Annotated in this window: 22 protein-coding genes and 1 tRNA gene; 3 read left to right on the forward strand and 20 right to left on the reverse strand. The window is 33.7% G+C overall.

The window, feature by feature from the left end:
• Window positions 1–6: 6 nt before the first annotated feature.
• From rsmH to THYS13_RS04465, 5 genes are all read right to left on the reverse strand, one after another.
• On the reverse strand, window positions 7–933 hold the full coding sequence (rsmH, locus tag THYS13_RS04445) for a 16S rRNA (cytosine(1402)-N(4))-methyltransferase RsmH (RefSeq protein ID WP_042833331.1): 927 nt from the start codon (window positions 931–933) through the stop codon (window positions 7–9).
• Window positions 934–945: 12 nt separating this feature from the next.
• Window positions 946–1,377: a division/cell wall cluster transcriptional repressor MraZ gene (gene mraZ / locus THYS13_RS04450; protein WP_042833332.1), complete on the reverse strand. Its 432-nt coding sequence runs from the start codon at window positions 1,375–1,377 to the stop codon at window positions 946–948.
• Between the two features lie 172 nt (window positions 1,378–1,549).
• A complete protein-coding gene (gene yfmH / locus THYS13_RS04455) occupies window positions 1,550–2,827 on the reverse strand; it encodes an EF-P 5-aminopentanol modification-associated protein YfmH (RefSeq protein ID WP_042833333.1) in 1,278 nt (425 codons plus the stop codon).
• Between the two features lie 2 nt (window positions 2,828–2,829).
• Window positions 2,830–4,095 (reverse strand): EF-P 5-aminopentanol modification-associated protein YfmF, encoded by a 1,266-nt coding sequence (gene yfmF / locus THYS13_RS04460; RefSeq protein WP_042833334.1) that lies wholly within the window; start codon window positions 4,093–4,095, stop codon window positions 2,830–2,832.
• A 102-nt stretch (window positions 4,096–4,197) separates the two neighbouring features.
• Window positions 4,198–4,752: a YhcN/YlaJ family sporulation lipoprotein gene (locus THYS13_RS04465; protein WP_042833335.1), complete on the reverse strand. Its 555-nt coding sequence runs from the start codon at window positions 4,750–4,752 to the stop codon at window positions 4,198–4,200.
• 142 nt (window positions 4,753–4,894) lie between these two features.
• Between THYS13_RS04465 and ychF the strand changes: the two genes are divergently transcribed.
• Complete coding sequence (gene ychF / locus THYS13_RS04470; RefSeq protein WP_042833336.1) at window positions 4,895–5,986, forward strand: redox-regulated ATPase YchF; 1,092 nt, start codon at window positions 4,895–4,897, stop codon at window positions 5,984–5,986.
• A gap of 159 nt (window positions 5,987–6,145) precedes the next feature.
• On the opposite strand, the gene thiI is transcribed toward ychF, so the two are convergent.
• From thiI to lpdA, 8 genes are all read right to left on the reverse strand, one after another.
• On the reverse strand, window positions 6,146–7,288 hold the full coding sequence (thiI, locus tag THYS13_RS04475) for a tRNA uracil 4-sulfurtransferase ThiI (protein ID WP_042833337.1): 1,143 nt from the start codon (window positions 7,286–7,288) through the stop codon (window positions 6,146–6,148).
• Between the two features lie 3 nt (window positions 7,289–7,291).
• Window positions 7,292–8,443 carry a cysteine desulfurase family protein gene (locus THYS13_RS04480; protein ID WP_042833338.1) on the reverse strand — a complete coding sequence of 384 codons (1,152 nt, stop codon included), beginning with the start codon at window positions 8,441–8,443 and terminating at the stop codon, window positions 7,292–7,294.
• A gap of 18 nt (window positions 8,444–8,461) precedes the next feature.
• Window positions 8,462–8,728, reverse strand: coding sequence for a metal-sensitive transcriptional regulator (locus THYS13_RS04485; RefSeq protein WP_042833339.1), 267 nt, complete (start codon window positions 8,726–8,728; stop codon window positions 8,462–8,464).
• Window positions 8,729–8,831: 103 nt separating this feature from the next.
• The gene (locus THYS13_RS04490; protein WP_042833340.1) at window positions 8,832–9,503 is read right to left on the reverse strand and encodes a hypothetical protein; all 672 of its coding nucleotides are present in this window, start codon (window positions 9,501–9,503) and stop codon (window positions 8,832–8,834) included.
• 164 nt (window positions 9,504–9,667) lie between these two features.
• The gene (locus THYS13_RS04495) at window positions 9,668–9,967 is read right to left on the reverse strand and encodes a ferritin family protein (RefSeq protein ID WP_042833341.1); all 300 of its coding nucleotides are present in this window, start codon (window positions 9,965–9,967) and stop codon (window positions 9,668–9,670) included.
• A gap of 81 nt (window positions 9,968–10,048) precedes the next feature.
• Window positions 10,049–10,897 (reverse strand): lipoyl synthase, encoded by an 849-nt coding sequence (gene lipA, locus THYS13_RS04500; RefSeq protein WP_042833342.1) that lies wholly within the window; start codon window positions 10,895–10,897, stop codon window positions 10,049–10,051.
• The gene (gene lipB / locus THYS13_RS04505; RefSeq protein ID WP_042833343.1) at window positions 10,884–11,570 is read right to left on the reverse strand and encodes a lipoyl(octanoyl) transferase LipB; all 687 of its coding nucleotides are present in this window, start codon (window positions 11,568–11,570) and stop codon (window positions 10,884–10,886) included. The genes lipA and lipB overlap by 14 nt, the downstream gene beginning before the upstream one ends.
• Before the next feature lie 19 nt (window positions 11,571–11,589).
• Window positions 11,590–12,942, reverse strand: a complete 1,353-nt coding sequence (lpdA, locus tag THYS13_RS04510; protein WP_042833344.1) for a dihydrolipoyl dehydrogenase — start codon at window positions 12,940–12,942, stop codon at window positions 11,590–11,592.
• Window positions 12,943–13,095: 153 nt separating this feature from the next.
• Between lpdA and THYS13_RS04515 the strand changes: the two genes are divergently transcribed.
• Window positions 13,096–14,481 (forward strand): hypothetical protein, encoded by a 1,386-nt coding sequence (locus THYS13_RS04515; RefSeq protein ID WP_042833345.1) that lies wholly within the window; start codon window positions 13,096–13,098, stop codon window positions 14,479–14,481.
• On the opposite strand, the gene THYS13_RS04520 is transcribed toward THYS13_RS04515, so the two are convergent.
• Window positions 14,478–14,735, reverse strand: a complete 258-nt coding sequence (locus THYS13_RS04520; protein WP_042833346.1) for a DUF3343 domain-containing protein — start codon at window positions 14,733–14,735, stop codon at window positions 14,478–14,480. The genes THYS13_RS04515 and THYS13_RS04520 overlap by 4 nt on opposite strands.
• Before the next feature lie 128 nt (window positions 14,736–14,863).
• Between THYS13_RS04520 and THYS13_RS04525 the strand changes: the two genes are divergently transcribed.
• Window positions 14,864–15,544 carry a CAP domain-containing protein gene (locus tag THYS13_RS04525; protein ID WP_042833347.1) on the forward strand — a complete coding sequence of 227 codons (681 nt, stop codon included), beginning with the start codon at window positions 14,864–14,866 and terminating at the stop codon, window positions 15,542–15,544.
• 17 nt (window positions 15,545–15,561) lie between these two features.
• Here THYS13_RS04525 and THYS13_RS04530 read toward each other — a convergent pair whose 3' ends face one another.
• From THYS13_RS04530 to THYS13_RS04555, 6 genes are all read right to left on the reverse strand, one after another.
• Window positions 15,562–16,965, reverse strand: coding sequence for an aminopeptidase (locus THYS13_RS04530; protein ID WP_042833348.1), 1,404 nt, complete (start codon window positions 16,963–16,965; stop codon window positions 15,562–15,564).
• 98 nt (window positions 16,966–17,063) lie between these two features.
• The gene (locus tag THYS13_RS04535) at window positions 17,064–17,690 is read right to left on the reverse strand and encodes a response regulator transcription factor (RefSeq protein WP_042833349.1); all 627 of its coding nucleotides are present in this window, start codon (window positions 17,688–17,690) and stop codon (window positions 17,064–17,066) included.
• The gene (locus tag THYS13_RS04540; protein ID WP_042833350.1) at window positions 17,668–18,834 is read right to left on the reverse strand and encodes a sensor histidine kinase; all 1,167 of its coding nucleotides are present in this window, start codon (window positions 18,832–18,834) and stop codon (window positions 17,668–17,670) included. The genes THYS13_RS04535 and THYS13_RS04540 overlap by 23 nt, the downstream gene beginning before the upstream one ends.
• Before the next feature lie 134 nt (window positions 18,835–18,968).
• Window positions 18,969–19,044, reverse strand: a tRNA-Ala gene (locus THYS13_RS04545).
• 49 nt (window positions 19,045–19,093) lie between these two features.
• Window positions 19,094–19,789, reverse strand: coding sequence for a sporulation protein YunB (gene yunB, locus THYS13_RS04550; RefSeq protein WP_042833351.1), 696 nt, complete (start codon window positions 19,787–19,789; stop codon window positions 19,094–19,096).
• Between the two features lie 55 nt (window positions 19,790–19,844).
• Window positions 19,845–20,267, reverse strand: a complete 423-nt coding sequence (locus THYS13_RS04555) for a DUF523 domain-containing protein (protein ID WP_042833352.1) — start codon at window positions 20,265–20,267, stop codon at window positions 19,845–19,847.

Consider the following 20,267-nt stretch of genomic DNA (forward strand, 5'->3'; position numbering starts at 1 on the left):
TAGAACTTACAGTTTTTCTGCAACCCTAAGTTTTGCACTGCGGGACCTGGAATTTGTTTCTATTTCCTCTTTGGAAGGTAGTACCGGTTTTTTTGTTATAATTCTCACTACTGGTTTTTTGCCACAAGTACATGGCATATTAGGTGGACAAGTGCAGGGATTTTCTAATTTTTTAAAAGTATTCTTCACAATTCTATCTTCCAAAGAGTGAAATGTGATTATCGCAATGCGCCCTTTCCCCCGTAATACCTCTACCATATCCTCAATCGTCTTATCTAAACCTTTAAGTTCTTGATTAACTTCTATCCGTATGGCTTGAAATGTTCTTTTGGCTGGATGTGGTCCTTCCCTCCTGGCAGAGGCAGGAATAGCGTTTTTTATAATCTCTACCAACTGGAAAGTAGTTTTTATTTCTCCTTTTTCTCTTTCTTTTACAATAAATTTAGCAATACGTGATGCCCATTTCTCTTCACCATATTCTCCTATAACTTTTTCTAATTCTTGCTGTGAATACTTGTTCACCACGTCATAGGCAGAAAAAGGTGAATTTTTGTCCATTCTCATATCCAGTGGAGCATCTTTCATATAAGAAAAACCTCGTTCAATTTCTTCTAATTGATAAGAAGATACCCCCAGATCCAAAAGTATGCCATCAACTTTGTCAATATCCAAATTTTTAAGTATCTCTTTTATATTTTTAAAATTATCATTTATGTACTTTACATTTTCATAGTTTTTAAGCCTTTCTTTGCTAGCCTTTATCGCATCCAAATCTCTATCTATCGCAATTAATTTCCCTGTGGTAAGCCTTTTTAATATTTCTTCAGAATGACCTCCACCACCTAAAGTACCATCTACATATATTCCCTCTGGTTTTATATTTAAATATTCAATTGTCTCCTTAAGCAAAACACTTTTATGGCTATATTCCATTCTTTATCACACCTATATATCTAAGTCGTCAAGATGCTCGGCAATCTCTTCAAAAGAAACATCTGTATTATTAGAATACTCTTCCCAAACCTCTTTACTCCAAATCTCAACCCTTGTAGAAACTCCAATGAATATAACATCCTTTTCTATTTTGGCATGCTCTCTTAAATTACCAGGTATAAGTATTCTTCCCTGTTTATCAATTTCACATTCCACAGCTCCAGCTAAGAAAAATCTCGTAAATGCTCTTGCGTCTTTTTTGGTAAGTGGCAAAGTTTTAAGTTTGGCCTCAATATTTTTCCACTCCTCTAAGGAATATACAAATAAACAATTGTCCAAACCTTTAGTCAATACAAACTTTTCCCCCAGCTCTTCTCTGAATTTTGCGGGAATTATGACTCTTCCCTTTGCATCAATTGTGTGTTCGTATTGGCCCATCAACATACAAAACACCAAACTTTCATTTCACATTCTCCCACTTACCACCACATTACACCACTTAATATGTTATTCTATATAAATTTAAAAAATCCTGCTAAATTTTTATAAAAAAATAAAAAAACAGGCTTTGCGCCTGATGAAAGTAAGAATAATACATTTTTTTAAAATAATATATTTATTTTTTAATAGGATTCACAACGGAAAGTACACTATTCTCTTCTCTCAGATGATTTTGAAATCTTTCCCTAACATCTTCAAAGATTATACTATAAAGCACATCTAAATAATCCAGTAAATTTATTTCTTTCATATAAAAGTTTATAAAACTGTAAGCTATGCTATCGACTGAATTAAAGGTTCTTAAAAATTTTCCTATATATTTTTTCTTTATTCTCTCAAAATCTTCTTCCTTTAAAAATTGTAGATTATTTATTGCATTTAAAATGATATCTCTCACTTTAAAAGGATCTTTAGATTGACCTCCTATTATAGAATAACCGTAATCTATCTCTCCGCCGTAATCAAAGCTAAAAGTACTGTCAATAAGCCCTTCATTGTAAAGCCTCTCATACAAGTCCGAACTTCTGCCTAATGCCATTTCCAAACCTATTTGTATCTCTAAATTTTTCTTTAATAATTTCTTTCCCCCAAAACCCACATCTGTATCTTTAAAACCTAGATTAAAAAGAGGAATGGATACTTGCATATCTTGTACCACTTCTTTTTTATAAACGCTTGAAGGCTCTTTAGGATATATCCTTTCTATTTCTCCCTGTTTTTTATCCTGCCTCATATTTTCTTTTATAATGTCAAGAGTTTTATCTATATCAATGTCTCCTACCGCAAACAATACCATATTTTCAGGATGATAAAATGTGTAATAACACTTATATAAAATTTCTTTATTTATTTGAGAAATTGATTCAATCGTGCCAGCTATGTCCTTTCTAACTGGATGTACATGATAAAGAGCCTCTAATGCGTTAAAATAAACTCTCCAATTGGGGTCATCTTGATACATCCTTATTTCTTGAGCTATTATTCCCTTTTCTTTTTCCACATTTTCATCTGTAAAATAAGGATGTTGTACAAACTTTACCAAAAGTTTCAAATTTTTGTAGAAGTTTTCAGTGCATCCAAATAAATAAGCAGTTGTAGTAAAATTAGTATAAGCGTTAGCTGAAGCCCCTAATTTTGAAAACTGCTCAAAAATACTACCTTCTTCCTCTTCGAACATTTTGTGTTCCAAAAAATGTGCAACCCCATCAGGTACCTCAGTTACATCAGTATCCCCTGGAGCAATAAATTTACTGTCATTAGAACCAAAATGGGTAGCAAATATTGCAAACTGTTTTGTATAACCTCTTTTCGGCATTATATACACCTTTAGGCCATTATCCAATTCTTGTAAAAGCATTTTTTCATTTATTCTCTCATTGTACAATTGCTGCATAATTATCCCTCCTTTTTGCCGGTCATAAAATACACCGTATCTAATTTAACCTTTTTAGCAACTTCCACTACGTCCTCTTTTGTCACTTTCTCTACTTTTTTAACAAATTCTTCTATATTTAAATCTACTCCTGCAATTTTTTGTGATAAATAGTAGTCAGACTTAGAAGTAGCATTGTCTTTCATTGCATTTAAAGAGGTTTTTAAAGCTTTTATTGTGGAATCTAATTCATAATCTGAGATATGGCCTTCTTCAATTTCTTTTAACTGTTTGAGTATTATATCAAGAGCTTTGTTGTAATTTTCTATCTCTATGCCACAACTTACCACCATTAAACCTTTAAATCTCTCAAGCCTTGAATAAGCATAATAAGCAAGGCTTGCTCTTTCCCTCACATTCATAAAAAGTTTAGAAAAGGGTCCCCCTCCTAACACGCCACTGTATACCAAAAGGGGAAAATATTCCTCACTGTTAGACGGTATATTAGTTCTAAATCCAAGAGTAAGCTTTCCTTGTGTTACTTCTAAATTTTCCGTCACATATTTTACTTCCTTTACTTCTTTATATACATTTGGAGAAGGAATATTTAATATTTGTCCTCTTTGAAAAGAAAAATATTTTCTAAAAACCTCCTCTACATATTTAGGGTCCACACTTCCCACTACATATATATCCATCGGCAAAGTATTAATACAATTTTGATAATAATGGTAAAGATTTGTTTCATCAATAACCTCTAAATCCTCACTCTTGCCTAATTCGAATATAGCAAAAGGCTCCCCTTTGCACATCTCTTCATAACAACGGTCTACCGCATATTTGGTTTTATCGTTTATTCTTGAATCTATTAAATTTTTGTGAATCTCTTTTTCTTGAAGTACATAATCTTTATTAAAAGCATTTCCTTCTGTAAGAGGGTTGAAAACTAACTCTTTTAAAAATTTTACTCCCTCTTCTAAAATATTCTCTTTTATGTACACTTCTTGAGGTAATTCCAATCTATATTGTTGAAGGTGCCTTTCTCCTTTTTTATACACAGAAACAGCCATAGTAGTACCATATAAGTTTTCTAAAAACTTCACAATTTCTTTGTAGGTTTTAATACTAGAGGTACCCCTTTTTAAAACAGCAGGAAGCAAAGCATATTTTGTAGCCTCTTCTCCTAATTGGTTGTGGATATAAAGATTAATTGTCACTGTTTTAAATTTGTCTGTAGTATCTATGTGCAAATCTATTCCATTGTTTACTTGTTTCCTAATTAATTCCATGTCATCAACTCCTTCTAAAATAATCCAATTATTTTTTGATTATATGATAATTGTAACACAAAGTCAATAATACATAAACCCGGGGAAAACCCCAGGTTTTTGTTACATACCAGGTGTAATGCGTTTTATAATTTCTGAAATTTGTTTCGCAAATTCAGAAACTGGTCTTCCCGCAGAGATTCCTCTGGCAATATTATCTATTCTTTTGTATAAATCTGGATCCGAAGTTACATAGACCCTTGTTATAGATTTATCAGTATTTTTTATAGTTTTTTCTATTTTCTTTTTTACATCAGTTTCATGTGTTCCCTGTACTCTTGCTTTCATATCCACACCTACAAGGGCTGTACTTCCAGATACTACTACTGTAGCCTTGTTTACTTCTGGTATTTTAGCAACATTTGAAGCTATTTTGCTTGCTCTTACACTTTCTGTTGTCGGTTTTCTTACAGGAGTTGGAGCTGGCATTGTTGGTGTCCTAGGTGCAGGCGTTGTATAACCTGGTGCTGTCTTAGAAGGCGCAGGAGTAGTCCTTGTAGGCGCCGGTGTATAACGAGCAGGAGCAGGCTTTTTAGTCGCAGTTTTGCATCCCGCCATTGAAACCATTATCATTATCCCAATAAGCATTATTGTAATTATACTTTTTATTTTTTTCAAAGCTATGCACCTCCTCAAAATATATTTTTGCACTTTTATTAAAAAGTATTATGCTAAATTATGGAATGTTTATGAAAAACATTTGAAAAAATTTTTTAAGTAATATATAATGCATATGTAAAACTATTGGAGGGAAGATAAAATGGAAATAGGAATTGTTGGACTACCTAACGTCGGTAAAAGTACCTTGTTTAACGCAATTACAAAAGCGGGTGCAGAATGTGCAAACTATCCTTTTTGTACTATTGAACCAAACGTCGGAATTGTAACTGTACCAGATGAAAGGCTGGATTTTCTAGCAAAAATTGAAAATCCGCAAAAAGTTATACCCGCAACTATAAAATTTGTTGACATAGCAGGCCTTGTAAAAGGAGCGAGCAAAGGTGAGGGTTTAGGAAATAAATTTCTTTCTCATATTAGGGAAGTTGACGCTATATTAAACGTAGTAAGATGTTTTGAAGATAGCAATATTGTCCATGTAGAAGGAAGTATCGATCCTATAAGAGATGTTGAAATAATAACTTTAGAGCTTATACTTGCTGACATGGAAGTTATTGAAAGGCGTCTTCAAAAAACATCAAAACTTGCGCGAAATGATAAAAAAGCAACCTTTGAATTAGAAATACTTGAAAAAATAAAAAAAGGATTGGATGAAGGGAAACCTGTAAGGGCTCTTCAATTTACTGAAGAAGAAAAAAGTTTTGTAAGTCAACTTATGTTGCTTACCTATAAACCTGTCATGTATGTAGCAAACATTTCAGAAGAAGATTTAATTTCAGGAGGAGACAATCAATATGTTAAGCAGCTAAAAGAATATGCTGAAAAAGAAAATTCTCAAGTTTTGGTTATAAGTGCAAAAATTGAAGAAGAATTAGCTTCTTTAAGTGATGAAGAAAGAAATGAACTTTTGAGAGAGTACGGCCTTTCCGAACCTGGCCTTAACAACATAATAAGGCATGGTTACTCTCTCCTTGGACTTATAACCTTTTTCACTGCTGGACCAAAAGAAGTCCACGCTTGGACAATAAAAAAAGGCACAAAAGCACCTCAAGCAGCAGGAAAAATTCATTCAGATTTTGAAAAAGGATTTATAAAGGCAGAAGTGATCTCTTATGAAGATTTAGTAAAAGCTGGTTCACAGGCAGCAGCAAGAGAAATGGGACTTATGAGACTGGAAGGAAAAGACTATGTGATGCAGGATGGGGATATAGTAGTCTTCAGATTTAACGTATAAAAATCGCCTTTTATGGCGATTTTTATACGTCAGCGTCAGGTGGCATCCATGCCCTAAGGTGCCCGCCTTCGCCATCCATGGCTTCGGCCCTGCCTCCCCCCTCGGCCTTGCTAAGTTTCCTGGTACTCAAGTGTCTGAAACCAAGCAAAGTTGCTTGGCTTAAACTTCTATAACCTCTTCTTCAAAATCATCAATGTATTTTTGATACTCCATTTTTTGTTCTGCTTCTATTACTTTGTCTAACTTAGGCTTTGTAGCAGGATGTTTTGGCACAAAAATAGTGCAGCAGTCTTCATAGGGTCTTATAGAAATCTCAAAAGTACCAATCTTTTGAGCTAAATCTATAATCTCTGTCTTATCCATTCCAATGAGAGGCCTAAATATTGGCATAGACACAGAAGCATTGGTTACATATAAACTTTCAATCGTTTGACTTGCAACTTGTCCCAAACTTTCACCAGTAATTAGAGCCATAGAACCATTCTTTTGAGCAATTTTTTCTGCTATCTTCATCATCATCCTTCTCATAATTATAGTAGTAAATCTTGGTGGACATTTCTCATAAATTTCTAATTGCAAATCAGTAAAATGCACTATATGTAATTTTATCTTTTGTCCATACTGAGAAAGGACTTTGCACAAATCTACAACCTTGTCTTTAGCTCTTTCAGAGGTATAAGGAGGACTGTGAAAATAAACCGCTTCTATCTCTACGCCTCTTTTCATCATCATCCAAGAAGCTACAGGGCTGTCAATTCCTCCTGACAAAAGTACAGTGGCTTTGCCATTCGTCCCAAGAGGGAGCCCTCCTATTCCTTCAATCACTCCTGCGTACACAAATGCCATTTCTCTTATCTCTACATTCAAAAGCACATCAGGATTATGGACATCTACTTTTAAGTTTTTCACATTTTTTAAGACAGCTGCTCCTACTTTACGACTAATCTCCATGCTGTTATAAGGAAAGGATTTATTAGGTCTTTTAGTTTCTACTTTAAAAGTTTTTCCTGAGTGCTCTTTCATTAATTCTATCGCAGCTTGATATATATCCTCCAATTTTAAATCAGTTCTTTTTGCTTTCGTTATTCCCACAATTCCAAAGACCTTTTTTAACTTTTCTATTACCTCTTCAGTATCTCCATCACATTCTACATAAATTCTGCCATGAGTTTTTTCAACATTAACTTCCTTAAAGTCAGAAAGAGTATGTTTTATATTTTTTATAAGTTTATTTTCAAAAAAAGACCTATTATCTCCTTTTAAAGCTAATTCTCCATATTTAATCAATAATATGTCTTGCATATTTTACCTCCGTTTGTACTTTCTTAAAAAATTCACTTTTTCTTTTAACACTGATATAGTATAGTCAATTTCTTCTTCGGTATTAAAAATTCCAAAAGAAAATCTTATAGCGCTTTCAATAAGGTCCTCTTTAAGACCTATCGCTTTTAAAACATGACTTTGTCCTTTCTTTTTAGAAGAACAAGCTGAACCCGTAGAAACATATATGCCCCTTTCTTCAAGAGCGTGTAAAAGCACCTCTCCTCTAATTCCAGCAAAAGAAATATTAAGTATATGAGGAGCTCCCTCTTCAATTTTTGGTCCATTTAGATGTACATCTTTTATTTCCGAAACTATTCCTTCATAAAGGCGCTTTTTTAAGCTCATCAACTTACTTGCGTTTTCATGAAAATTTTCTTGTGCAAGTTTGCTGGCTACACCAACCCCCACAATTCCTGGCATATTCTCCGTTCCGGACCTTAAATTTTTTTCCTGTCCTCCTCCAAAAATTATTGGCCTAATTTTGACTGATTTATCAATATATAAGGCTCCTACGCCCTTAGGTCCGTGTATCTTGTGACTACTTAAAGAAACCATATCTAAATTTTGCTTTTTTACATCTATATTTATTTTTCCCACTGCCTGTATAGCATCCACATGAAAAATTATATCTCTTTCCTTTGCTACTTCCCCTATTTCCTGTATTGGCTCAATCGTACCTATTTCATTGTTAACAGCCATAATTGAAATGAGAATCGTTTTGTCAGTTATAGTCCTCTTTAAATTTTCTATATCTACTTTTCCTGTTTTATCCACATCTAAATAGGTCACTTCAAAGCCATTTTCCTCTAAATATTTTAAAACATTAAGTACAGAGGGGTGTTCAATAGTGGAAGATATTATGTGATTACCTTTTTTTCTTAAACTTTCAGCAACTCCAATTAAAGCGAGATTGTTTGATTCCGTACCGCCAGAAGTAAAAACAATCCCCTCAGTATCTCCGTTAATAAGTTTAGCAACATTTTCTCTTGCTTCCTTCATCAATTTTTCAGCCTGATACCCTTTCAAATGTAACGAAGAAGGATTTCCATATTCCTTTTCTAAAACCTCTACCATTTTTTCTATAACTTCTTTCCTAACTCGTGTAGTAGCACTGTTGTCGAGGTATACTTCCATAGACATCACCCCTTTTATCTATTTTGCAAACTTGATTAACAAATTAATAATTCGCTGTACTTCTTCATAGGTAGCCTTTCCATCCTCATTTGCTAATATACACTCCTTAGCATGCTCTTGTATTATAGACATACCCACTTTTTCTAAAGAAGCTTTTACAGCTGCTATCTGCAATAAAATTTCCTCACAACTTTTTGACTCTTCTACCATTTTTTCTATCCCTGCTATGTGCCCTTTTATCGTCTTTAATCTCATTAAAATATCATTTCTCAAATTATCGCCCACTTACAACACACCCTTTACTAATTTAATTCCCTATATATTAACTTTGCCACAAAATTTGCAAAGAGTCAATTCCTATGTAAAAAGCCAGCTAATTTGCTGGCTTTTAATAAGGATTTTGATACATTTGTGGTGGATCAAAAGATGGAAAAGGTTTTTTGTAAAAAATGTCACATACATCTGTTGTAAATTCTTCACAAGCTGCTGGAGTAGGACAGAAGCCATAAGAAGGAACTAGTAATTGCACATCTACTGCGGATTTTATCACAATCCATACTCCAATTATCACTTCTACAGTGGTAGTAACTCCTAGATTAACCTTTCCGTACAAGCACTCTGCTAACGCCTCGTATTTCATTATCGCTACCTTTGGGTCTGGCACGTAAAGTACAATATCTTTGTTGAAAGTAGTAATATTTCCTGGCAATGTTTGTGTGGTTCCATCCGGATAGTTAATCACAATATCATAAGTCACTTGAAAAGTTGCTTCTACCCTAGCAAATCCTGGCCTATCCGGAAGTGGAGTTATTACAAAACCCGGGGGTGTTACTAAAGTCACTTTTATATTTTCACATCCTCCAAAAGAAGGAGTTAAAGTTAGATTTGTTGGTACAAACGTAATCGGAGGTATATTATCAAGGCATAGTCTCTGCGAACAAGCATCATATATCTTAGTCACTTCAATGCAAGCTATTTCTGTAGGTTCTGGAAGTTGCCCTGGCTGTACAGGGCCTGGCACTATCTCTTGCTGCCCTATCATCTTTTTAGAAAAAGCCATGTTATTTCCCCCTTTACAGTTTACAGCTTTTATTAACTTAAACTATCTTATCTATCTACAATATACGTTTTAATATATTAGATTGTTACAAAAAATCAAAAAAATAAGTACCTCGATTGAGGCACTTATTGCAACTATCTATAAGCACAAACTCCTTCTTTTATTTACATCTTTTCAATCATTTCTTCTACTTCTTTTGCCCCTTCTTCGTAAAATTTCTCCTCATCAGGAGCTAATTCTTTCAAAAGTCTCAAAAACTCTCCTGCATGCACTTTTTCCTCATCTGCTATGTCCATTAAAACTGCTTTTGCTAATTCATTATCAGTAGCTTCTGCCAACTGAGTATAAAGTTGAATTGCCTCATACTCTGCCGCCACCATAAAGCGTATAGCCCGTACCAACTCTTCATGGGTTACCTTCCTTTTTTCAGCGAGTCCAGAAAAAGGAGTTCCAAACTCAGGCATAACTAACATCCCCTCTCCTTATGTATTGATTTTATTATATCACAAATTCATGTAATATCAAAAAATTTCAAAAAGTCAAAACTACCTTTTCATCACCTTCAACCCCTCATCAGCATGATAAGAACTTCTGACTAAGGGACCAGAAGCTACGTATTTAAAACCTAATTCATATCCTATCTCTTCATATCTCTTAAACTGCTGTGGAGTAACATATTCTGCTACTTCTATATGTTTTGCTGAAGGTCTCAAATACTGTCCTATAGTCATCATGTCACAATCAACACTTCTTAAGTCTTTCATAACTTGTATAACCTCTTCTTCTGTTTCCCCAAGCCCCACCATAATTCCTGACTTGGTAATAATATAAGGGTTTAATTCTTTTGACTTTTTTAAAAGGTTTAAAGACCTTAAATAATCTGCTTTTGGCCTTACCATGGGATAAAGTCTCGGTACTGTTTCTACATTGTGATTTATTATATCTGGCTTGGCTTCTACTACTTGAGCAATAGACTCTTCTTTACCCATAAAATCAGATACAAGTACCTCAACTGTAACTCCTGGCAATTTTTTAAGTTCATAGATTGTCTTTGCAAAATGTGATGCTCCACCATCCGGTAAATCATCCCTTGTAACACAAGTAACCACAACATGCTTTAATCCTAACTTTTGAGCAGCCTCAGCAATTCTTCGAGGCTCATCCTCATCAAGAGGTTGAGGATGTCCTTTTTCTACCGCACAAAACCTACAGTTTCGCGTACATATATTTCCCATAATCATAAAAGTAGCTGTCTTTCTTGCAAAGCATTCTCCCATGTTGGGACAATTGGCACTTTGACAAACTGTGTTTAAAGACATACTTTTTAAAAAAGCTTCCATCCTGTTTAAATCTTCGTTTAATAGCCTCACTTTGAGCCATTCAGGCTTTTGCATTATCAATCACCGCCAATCTATCTAAAGTTATTTCATTAAAGTGTATACCAAATACTTCGCTAAATTTATCAACCATTTTTTCTTTTACTTTTTCTATGTCTTCATTTATTCCAAGTTTTTGCATAGAAGTAACTCCAAACTCAGTAATGCCGCAGGCATTTATTAAACCAAAATATGAAAGGTCAGTATTTACATTAAAGGCTATTCCATGCCAAGTAATCCAGCGCCTAACAGCAATACCTATGGCGCATATCTTTTCATCTCCTACCCATACTCCGGTGTATTTAGGCTTCCTTCCCGCTTTTATACCATACTCCTCCAAGAGTTTTATAATCGTCTCTTCTAATTTATAAACAAAAAGATGAACATCTTTTTGCCACTTTGCCAAATTAAATATAGGATAGGCAACTATTTGTCCTGGCCCGTGAAAAGTTATTTTACCTCCCCTTTCTACTTTATAAAGCTCCGCTTTTTTCTTAAGTTCCTCTAAAGGTACAAGGATGTTTTCGTCAAAACCACCTGAAACTCCTATAGTATATACTGGTGGATGTTGAAGCAATATAAGAATCCCGTCCGTCTCGCCCTTTTTAACTCTTTCAAAGGCTTTAAGCTGTATCTCTTTTCCCTCCGTATAAGGTACAATTCCCAGTTTTAAAACTTCTCCCTTTCTCAACTGAATCTCTCCTTTTAACTTATCCTTTATTTATAGGCATTCCTAATGCGTCTTCTGCTGCCTCTTTTATGCTTTCTGAAAGCGTAGGATGAGCGTGAATTGCATCTACTAACTCTTCTAATGTAAATTCTTCTTTTATAGCAAGTACACCTTCATGGATTATCTCTGTAGCGCCAGCACCTATTATTTCCATCCCCACTACCCTATTGTATTTTGCTTCTGCGATTATTTTAACAAATCCATCGTTTTGCCCCATAGTCATAGCTCGTCCTAAAGCCGTATAAGGAAAAGTGCCTATTTTTACATCTCCAAATTTTTCTCTTGCTTGAACTTCATTCAAACCTACCCATGCTATTTCAGGACTTGTATAGAGGCAATTAGGCACTGCATTTAAATCCGCTTCCTTTTCTTCTCCTGCTATATTGTGAGCAGCTACAATACCTTGATAAGAAGCCACATGAGCCAGTTGTATACCACCTGTGACATCTCCAATTGCGTATACATTTTTTATGCTTGTCTTCATGTGGGAGTCGACTTTTATGCCTTTTTTATCCATATCAAGATTTAAAGCTTCAATTCCATTTACATTGGCAACTCTTCCTACGGCGACTAAAACAGTATCACATTCCACTACCCGAGTATTCCCTTCTGTGGTATAAACTACCTTTAAACCTTCTTCTATCTTTTCTACTTTACTGCTTAAATGTAATTCAATTTTTTTATGCCTCAAAATTTTTTCCATCGTATCTGCTATGTCTCTATCTAACATAGGCAAAAGTTGAGGAAGCATTTCAATGATGACAACTTTACTTCCTAAAGCAGAATAAATATTTGCAAATTCCAATCCTATAATTCCCGCCCCTATGATAACAATTTTTTCGGGAATTCTTTCAAGTTCTAACGCTTTATCACTTGTAATAACACCTTCTAAGTTAATCCCTTCAATAGGCGGTAAAAACACCTTTGAACCTGTTGCAATTATAAAATTTTTTGCTGTGTATCTTTTATCAACTTCTATAGTGTTTTCATCAACAAACCTACCTCTCCCTTTTATAACATCTATATGGTGTAAGTTCATCAAATAACCTACTCCACCGACAAGTCTTTTTACTACTCTTTCTTTTTTCTGACGAAGCTTTACAATATCCAATGTATACTGTGCTATTATTCCAAAGTCTTTAGCATCTTTTATGGCATTTATAAGCTCTGCCGCATGAGAATAGACTTTCGTCGGTATGCAACCTCTGTTTAAACAAGTACCCCCCAATGAATCTTCTTCTACAACAGCGACTTTTTTCCCTAATTCGCTGAGTCTAATAGCAGCAGTATAGCCACCAGGCCCTCCACCTAAAACTATAACATCGTAATCCATTTTTCTCCTCCTTTTTGAGTATATTGATTCTTGATTTATCTTTTTATTTATTTCTACACTTAACCTCAAAAATCCTTCTTTCATTATTGCAATAACATGTCAATTCTATTCAATAATCATTATGCATATATTTTAGCAAAGGGAGGGAAATTTATGGACAAGATTGTGACTAAAAAAGATGAGGATTTTTTGCAGTATCTTTATCTTAAAGATAGAAAAATCATATTGAACACTATAGAAAATGGAAAAACAACAGAAGAAATCATTGTAAAAGACTGTTTAAGTGATTTTGACGCTTGTTACGATGAAAAAGGAAGTCTAAACCTGATATACTTTAATTCACAAGGAGAAATAATTTTTTTAATTCAAAAGAAAGAAGGATGGGTAGGAAAATCTTTATACACTTATAAAGATAAAAAAACGTATATAAACAATTTTAGCCTCTTTATAAAAAATAAAACACTTCACATATTTTTCACAATCAGTAATTCTAATAATCCTAGAGAAGTCCATTTGATACACCAAAAATGGGCAAAAAATTGGAAGGGCAATAATATAGCTGTTATAAAAAATATCTCTTTCACCCCTTTTTATGATTTATTCATTGATGAAGAAGAAAATATTCACTTGATTTATATAACAAAAGAAAAAAATAACAGTCAACTTTACTACCTCAACTACATAAAAGATAGCTGGTCGCCAAAATTTCTAATTTCAGAAGCAGAAGGAATATTCTATCCTACAATAACTGTAGATCCGCAAAAAAATGTACATACTTTATGGGTAGAGGAAAATATAATTCAAGAAATAAAATACAGGAAGAAAACCCCTGGAAGCTGGCCAAAAGGTAGTTGGGGTAGTATCATGACTCTGGCTTATTCTACAAATATTAAAAATTGCTATATCTCATTTTTAGAAAATACTTTATGGTGCACTTACCTTCAAAACGACAACTTCTTTGCCACCATCTCCTCGGATGGGGGAAATAGTTGGTGCAAGCCCTTTAAAATTCCTTCTTCTTTTTCTGAACACAGTTTTTTTAAGTTAAAAACCCCGATAGATAAATTTCAAAGCAATTATTTATTTATAAACGATAAAGGAGAAATAATTCCTTCTTTGCAGTACACATTAACCAGCAAAAATGGAGAAAAAGATTCTTATTTCACTTTCTATATAAAAGAAGTTCAGGAGTATTTGCACATCCTAATAAAAAAGCTTGAAACTATCAAGGAGGAAAAAACAAGATTAGAAGAAGAACTAAGCAGAAAGAATATTGAAATTACAATAAAAAACAAAAATATAGGCGATTTACAAGAATTATTAAAACAAATAAATGATGAAAAAATGAAAATTGCCCTTAAAGCGGACAATTACAATACAATGGTAAATAGTTTGATAAGAGAAAATGAAAATCTTAAAAAACAAATAAAAGACTTACAAAATCAAATAATAATTTTAAATGCTAAACTGGAAAATCTACAAAATGTCAGCACTTTTCAAAAAATAAAAAATATATTTATAAAAAGCGACGAATATTAAACAATTTTAACTATTTTATATCCTGCAGGAATTCTTTCTACTTCGTATATTCCCTTGTAAGGAATGTTGAGCCTTTGCAAAAGGTTTTGTACTACTCGCAAAGATTCCAATCCAAACTTAAGAGAATGGCTGCAACTTTCCGTGATACTTCTGGGAGTTGGTACAAATTCTACCGGAATATTATTTTTCTTTAACATTTTTTCTGTCATTAAACCATGCTGATAAGAGTAAAAGACAATCAATCCATATTTCACTAATACCACCTCAAAATCAGTATATTCCAACAAAGCAAAAGTTGATACAATGTTCCTTTCTCACCATAAATTACTTGAAGGAATTTACAGCTATTTGTAGAATATATGATTTTGAGGAGGTAATAAAAATGAAAATAAAATCAATAATAGCAGTATTAATAGCAATAACTATAGTTTTTTCTTTAAATCCTGCTAGTGCTTCTATTTTTTATTCTTATGGATATTTCACTAAAAATACTGTAGTAAATAATTCAATAAGGTTTTCTAATTCAAACAACTTAATAACTATAAAACAACCAGTTTCTTATAATGTTACAGCTAAACAAACAACTTCAAATCCCTCAAATACTTTTAATCCCACTAATAGCGATAGCTCTATCTCGCAAAATACAGGGGTAGCACCTCAAACAACAAATATTTCTCTTTCTCAAGAGGAAAAAACTTTAGTAGAATTAATAAATCGAGAAAGAGTAAGCCGCAACTTAAATCCTCTTCAGGTAGATGAAAATCTCTGTAAAGTTGCCAGACTAAAAGCAGAAGACATGAAAGAAAACAATTATTTCTCTCATACTTCTCCAACCTACGGCTCACCTTTCGACATGATGAAAAAATTTGGAATAAATTATTATTTGGCAGGTGAAAATATAGCCTTAAATTCAAATGTTATAAAAGCTCACTATTCCTTGATGAACTCAGAAGGACACAGGGCCAACATTTTAAATCCCTACTATAATAAAATTGGAGTTGGGATAGTAAAAAATAAAGAAGGCAATGGCATAATAGTGGTAGAAATGTTTATAAAAGATTAAATCCGGGTTCCCCGGATTTAATCTTTTTTCATAAATACTTTATAAGCTTTATAAGCCATATATACATCTACTTTAGAAGACAGTTCATAAGGTGCATGCATGCTTAAAAGTGCAACGCCGCAGTCTAAAACTTCCATGCCATAATTCGCAGCGTATTGGGCAACTGTACCGCCGCCTCCCATGTCAACTTTGCCCAGCTCACCTGTCTGCCATATTACTCCATTTTCATTGAAGAGTTTTCTCACTTTACCGACAAACTCCGCATTTGCATCATTTGATCCGCCCTTTCCTCTTGAACCAGTATATTTAGTTACACAAACCCCTTTTCCTAAATAAGCAGTGTTTTGCTTTTCACTGACTTCTGGATAAGTAGGATCAAATGCAGCATTTACATCAGCAGATAGCAGTTCAGAATTAGCCAAAACCCTTCTCAATTTGATATCTGTGCTTCCTTCGTATTTTTCTAATATCTCTGCAATAGCATTTTCGAAAAATCTTGATTGCAAACCTGTATTGCCCATACTTCCAATCTCTTCTTTATCAGCGAATATCGCAACAGCCGTTCTCTCTGGCACTTCAAGCTCAAGAATAGCTCTTAAAGAAGTATAAGCGCAAACCCTGTCATCTTGACCATAAGCACCAATCATGCTTCTATCAAAACCTATATCGCGAGGCTTATAGGCAGGCACTAATTCTAACTCAGCACTTAAAAAGTCTTCTTCCACTATACCATATTTTTCATTTAAATATTTCAAAATATTGGGTTTCACGCTGATTTCTTCAGAAAGAGGAATGCTTCCAACTACAGCATTTAATGCTTCTCCTGTAACCGCTTCTGCTACTTTTTTCTCCATCTGATCTTTCCCCAAGTGGGGCAATAAATCTGTTATGTAAAGGACAGGGTCATTTTCATCTTCTCCCACTACAATGTTTATTTTCTCACCGTTTGCTTTGACAATTACTCCATGGAGAGCCAAAGGAATTGTCACCCACTGGTATTTTTTAATACCACCATAGTAATGGGTTTTAAATAAAGCCAATCCACCATCTTCATACATTGGATTAGGTTTTAGGTCAATTCTCGGAGAATCAATATGGGATGCTATCGCTTTTATTCCCTTTTGCATTGACTCTTTACCAATTACAGCTAAAACTACTGACTTTCCTTTGTTGTTATAATAAACCTTGCTGCCCGGCTTTAAATTTGTAACTTTTTCAATATCGATAAAGCCATTCTTTTCTGCTATTTCTATAATCTTATCTGCCGTTTCTCTTTCCGTCTTACATTTTGTCATAAAGTCTTTGTAGTCTTCTGCAAACTGATAAACTTTTTCTTTTTCTTCATCAGAGATTTTTGTCCATGCATCTACATTTTTGTAACCTAAACGTTTTTCAATTTCCTTTAAATCTTTTTCTTCCAATGAAATTACCCCCCGTGGTTTTTTATATGGATGACACTCTGTATCAACAATATGATACGCTTTTTTTGAATAAAAGTCAAATTTAGCCTTGTAAAAGATTAATTTTGTAAAATCGTTTCATTTTTAAGCATGTAAATAGCAGCTTGAGTTCTGTCTTTCACATCTAGTTTTTTAAAAATATTGTAAACATGGTTCTTGACAGTTTTCTCGCTTAAAAATAGTTTTTGTGCAATTTCTTTATTGCTATACCCTTTAGAAATAAGTTTAAGAATCTCTATCTCTCTTGGTGTGAGGTCTTTTTTTAAGTTTTCGTGGTCTATGTTGTCTATTTCTTCCATTAAAGAAGGATGAATATAAACCCCTCCATTGTAAATAGTCCTTATTGCTTTTATTAAATCGTCATATTCCGCATCCTTTAATATGTACCCTTCCACTCCTAATTTAAGCGCTTCCAAAAGATACTCTCTGTCATTGTAAATAGTTAAAAATAATACTTTGCTTGGATGTTTTTCTTCTTTTAACATTTTTGCTGCCTTAATACCGTTCATCACAGGCATATTCACATCCATAAGTATTAAATCAGGCATAAATTTCTTTGCAAGTTGATAAACCTCTTCTCCATTTGAAGCTTGAGAAATAACTTTTATATCTTTTTCCATTTCAATAAGCTGAACTAACCCTTTTCTTATCAAAGCATGGTCATCAGCTACCAACAATCTGATCATCCTCAACACTCCTTACAGGTATAGAAATATAAATTTGTGTACCCTTATTTTTAAAACTGCTTATTTCAAATTTACCGTTTAAAATTTCTACTCTCTCCCTCATGCCCATCAGTCCATACCCTTGCCCAATATTTTCTTTATCAAATCCAATGCCATCGTCTTTAATAATTACACTGATAAATCGCATACCAAACTCAAATTTAACAGAGGCATTTTTTGCCTTAGAATGTTTTTTTATATTTGTAAGAGCCTCTTGCACTACCCTAAAGCAAGTTATTTCAATCTCGGGACTAAGTCTTTTATAATCCGACAAAACAGTAAAATCTACAAATATACCTGTCTCCTCTGAAAAATTTTTTATGTACCTGGAAAGTGCAGGGACAAGTCCTAAATCATCAAGCGCAGAAGGTCTTAAGTCATAAATTATTTTCCTCACTTCTTTTAGAGATTGCTGTACAATATCTTTTAGATTTTTGAGTTCTATTTTAGCTAGTTCAATATCTTTAGTTATCAACTTTTCACAAAGTTCAGACTTCAATAACACATTTGCCATCGCTTGCGCAGGACCGTCGTGAATCTCCCTTGCAATTCTTTTTCTCTCTTCTTCTTGTGCTTCAATAATTTTTACACTCAAAGCCTGTCTATCTTTCAACTGCTCTAATTGACTATTCATTTCTTTTAAATCACTGTTTAAATAATTGAGAGCTATGCTAATCTGGGAAGCAAGTTTTTCAGCTTTTTCGATAATGGCCTTATTATCTACAAGTTTTCTCTCCAGTTCGTTCCTTTTTTCTATTAATTCTTTTTCTTCCCGCCTTTTTAATGCCAACTCTATTTGAGCCTCTTTTGCCTCTTCATAAGCTTCTCTTATGGCTTGTTCAGATAGGTACCCAAATTGTTTACTTACAAATGCGAGTTTTAACCTGCATTTTTTTTCTTTCCTTTCACACAACTCTACTTCTTTTATCACATTTATGACTTGGATTTTCAGTTCTTCTAATTGCGTTTCTAATTTTCTAGCTTCTTCTTTTGCTTTTTCTAAAATATCAAAAATTTGTTCTTTACTGCTTTCAATTGCTTCTATTGTTTTTTCTACAATATTATCTAATCGTTTTTTATAAGTGACTTCTACATTGGCATTCATTTAATTCACCTCTTTGAGCACCATCTTCTTAATAATTCGACAAAAAACAAAAAAATCCTGCATTTTAAAGAAAAAATTGCTAAGCTACAAAAAGCAAAAAAAAATACCCTCATCGGGTAATTCACTTTTTTAATTGGTGGAGATGAGGAGATTCGAACTCCTGACCCCCTGCTTGCAAGGCAGGTGCTCTCCCAACTGAGCTACACCCCCACTAACCACACGTTTTTTATTATATCACATCACCAAAAAAATTCAATAGTTATTTTTGTATTTCTATATTTGAATTTGGAGATTGAGGCACAGGAATCGTAAATTTGTCTCCATTTACATCCACATAGCTTGCAGGCACATCTCCAACTATTATGCTTTCTGCTATTGGCATGTGAAGTGTAACAGCTATTTTATCAGAAGCTAAAGGTGCAATTATACGTATCGTAGTTTGAATGTCTAAATATATTCTGTGCCTTGTTTGGTTTATTCCAGCCGGTTCAAACTGAGAACTAAAATCAACATCTACCGCTCCAACTGGCAAAAGTCCTATTTTTATCCGTGGCCCTGCATTAGCGAATAAATCAGTCGAAAAAACTGAACCTAAAGGAATTTTAGTATAGAGAGGGCCTAAATTATTTAAGTTTTTTTTTACTTCTTTTATAATCTTAGAAGCTAACAAATTCATCTCAACAGTATTTGCCTGTAGCATTGACACTTTTCCATTGTTGTCTGTTCTTACATAAATTAAATCTTTATACTCTATTCCTTTTAACACTTTTTCATTTATAGCATCATTTATAGTATTTACAGCTGTTTCTTTTGCTAAAGTTTCACTTACTGCTATAATAGCCGGTTTTAATCGATATTCTGTAAAATAGTATAAAATCACAAACAAAACAGCGATGTAAATCAAATATATGTAAAACGAATTAACACGCCTCAGTCCCCATTTTTTCTTTTTCAAGTAAAACACCTCCCCTATATTTTATGTTAGAGGAGGCGTTTTGGTTACTCCTTTTTTATTTTTTATAAAAATCATGTTCTGTCATAACAGATATCCCATTTTTCTTTAAAATTCTTGTGGTAATTCCATCTCCCTCTATCAAATTCCCCGAAAAAGTGCCATCGTAAATTTCTCCACAGCCGCAAGAAGGGCTTCTAGCCTTAAAAATTGCCTCCTTTATCTTGTACATTTTAGCAATTTTTAAAGTCTCATAGGCTCCTCTATAAAAATTTTCTGTAACCTCTTCTCCTTCAATGTTAAAAACCTTATCCCCATTTATCTCAGAAGGTAGACGCGGAGTTGGAAGTCCGCCTAATTGCTCAGGACAAACTAAAATAGCCTTTCCTTCTTCTACTAATCTTTTTATTTCTTCTTTTTCATTGTTTCCTCCATCGTATTTACAGTTAACTCCGGCAAGGCAAGCACTTACCAAATACAT

The organism is Thermoanaerobacter sp. YS13 (assembly GCF_000806225.2).
Taxonomy (GTDB): domain Bacteria; phylum Bacillota; class Thermoanaerobacteria; order Thermoanaerobacterales; family Thermoanaerobacteraceae; genus Thermoanaerobacter; species Thermoanaerobacter uzonensis.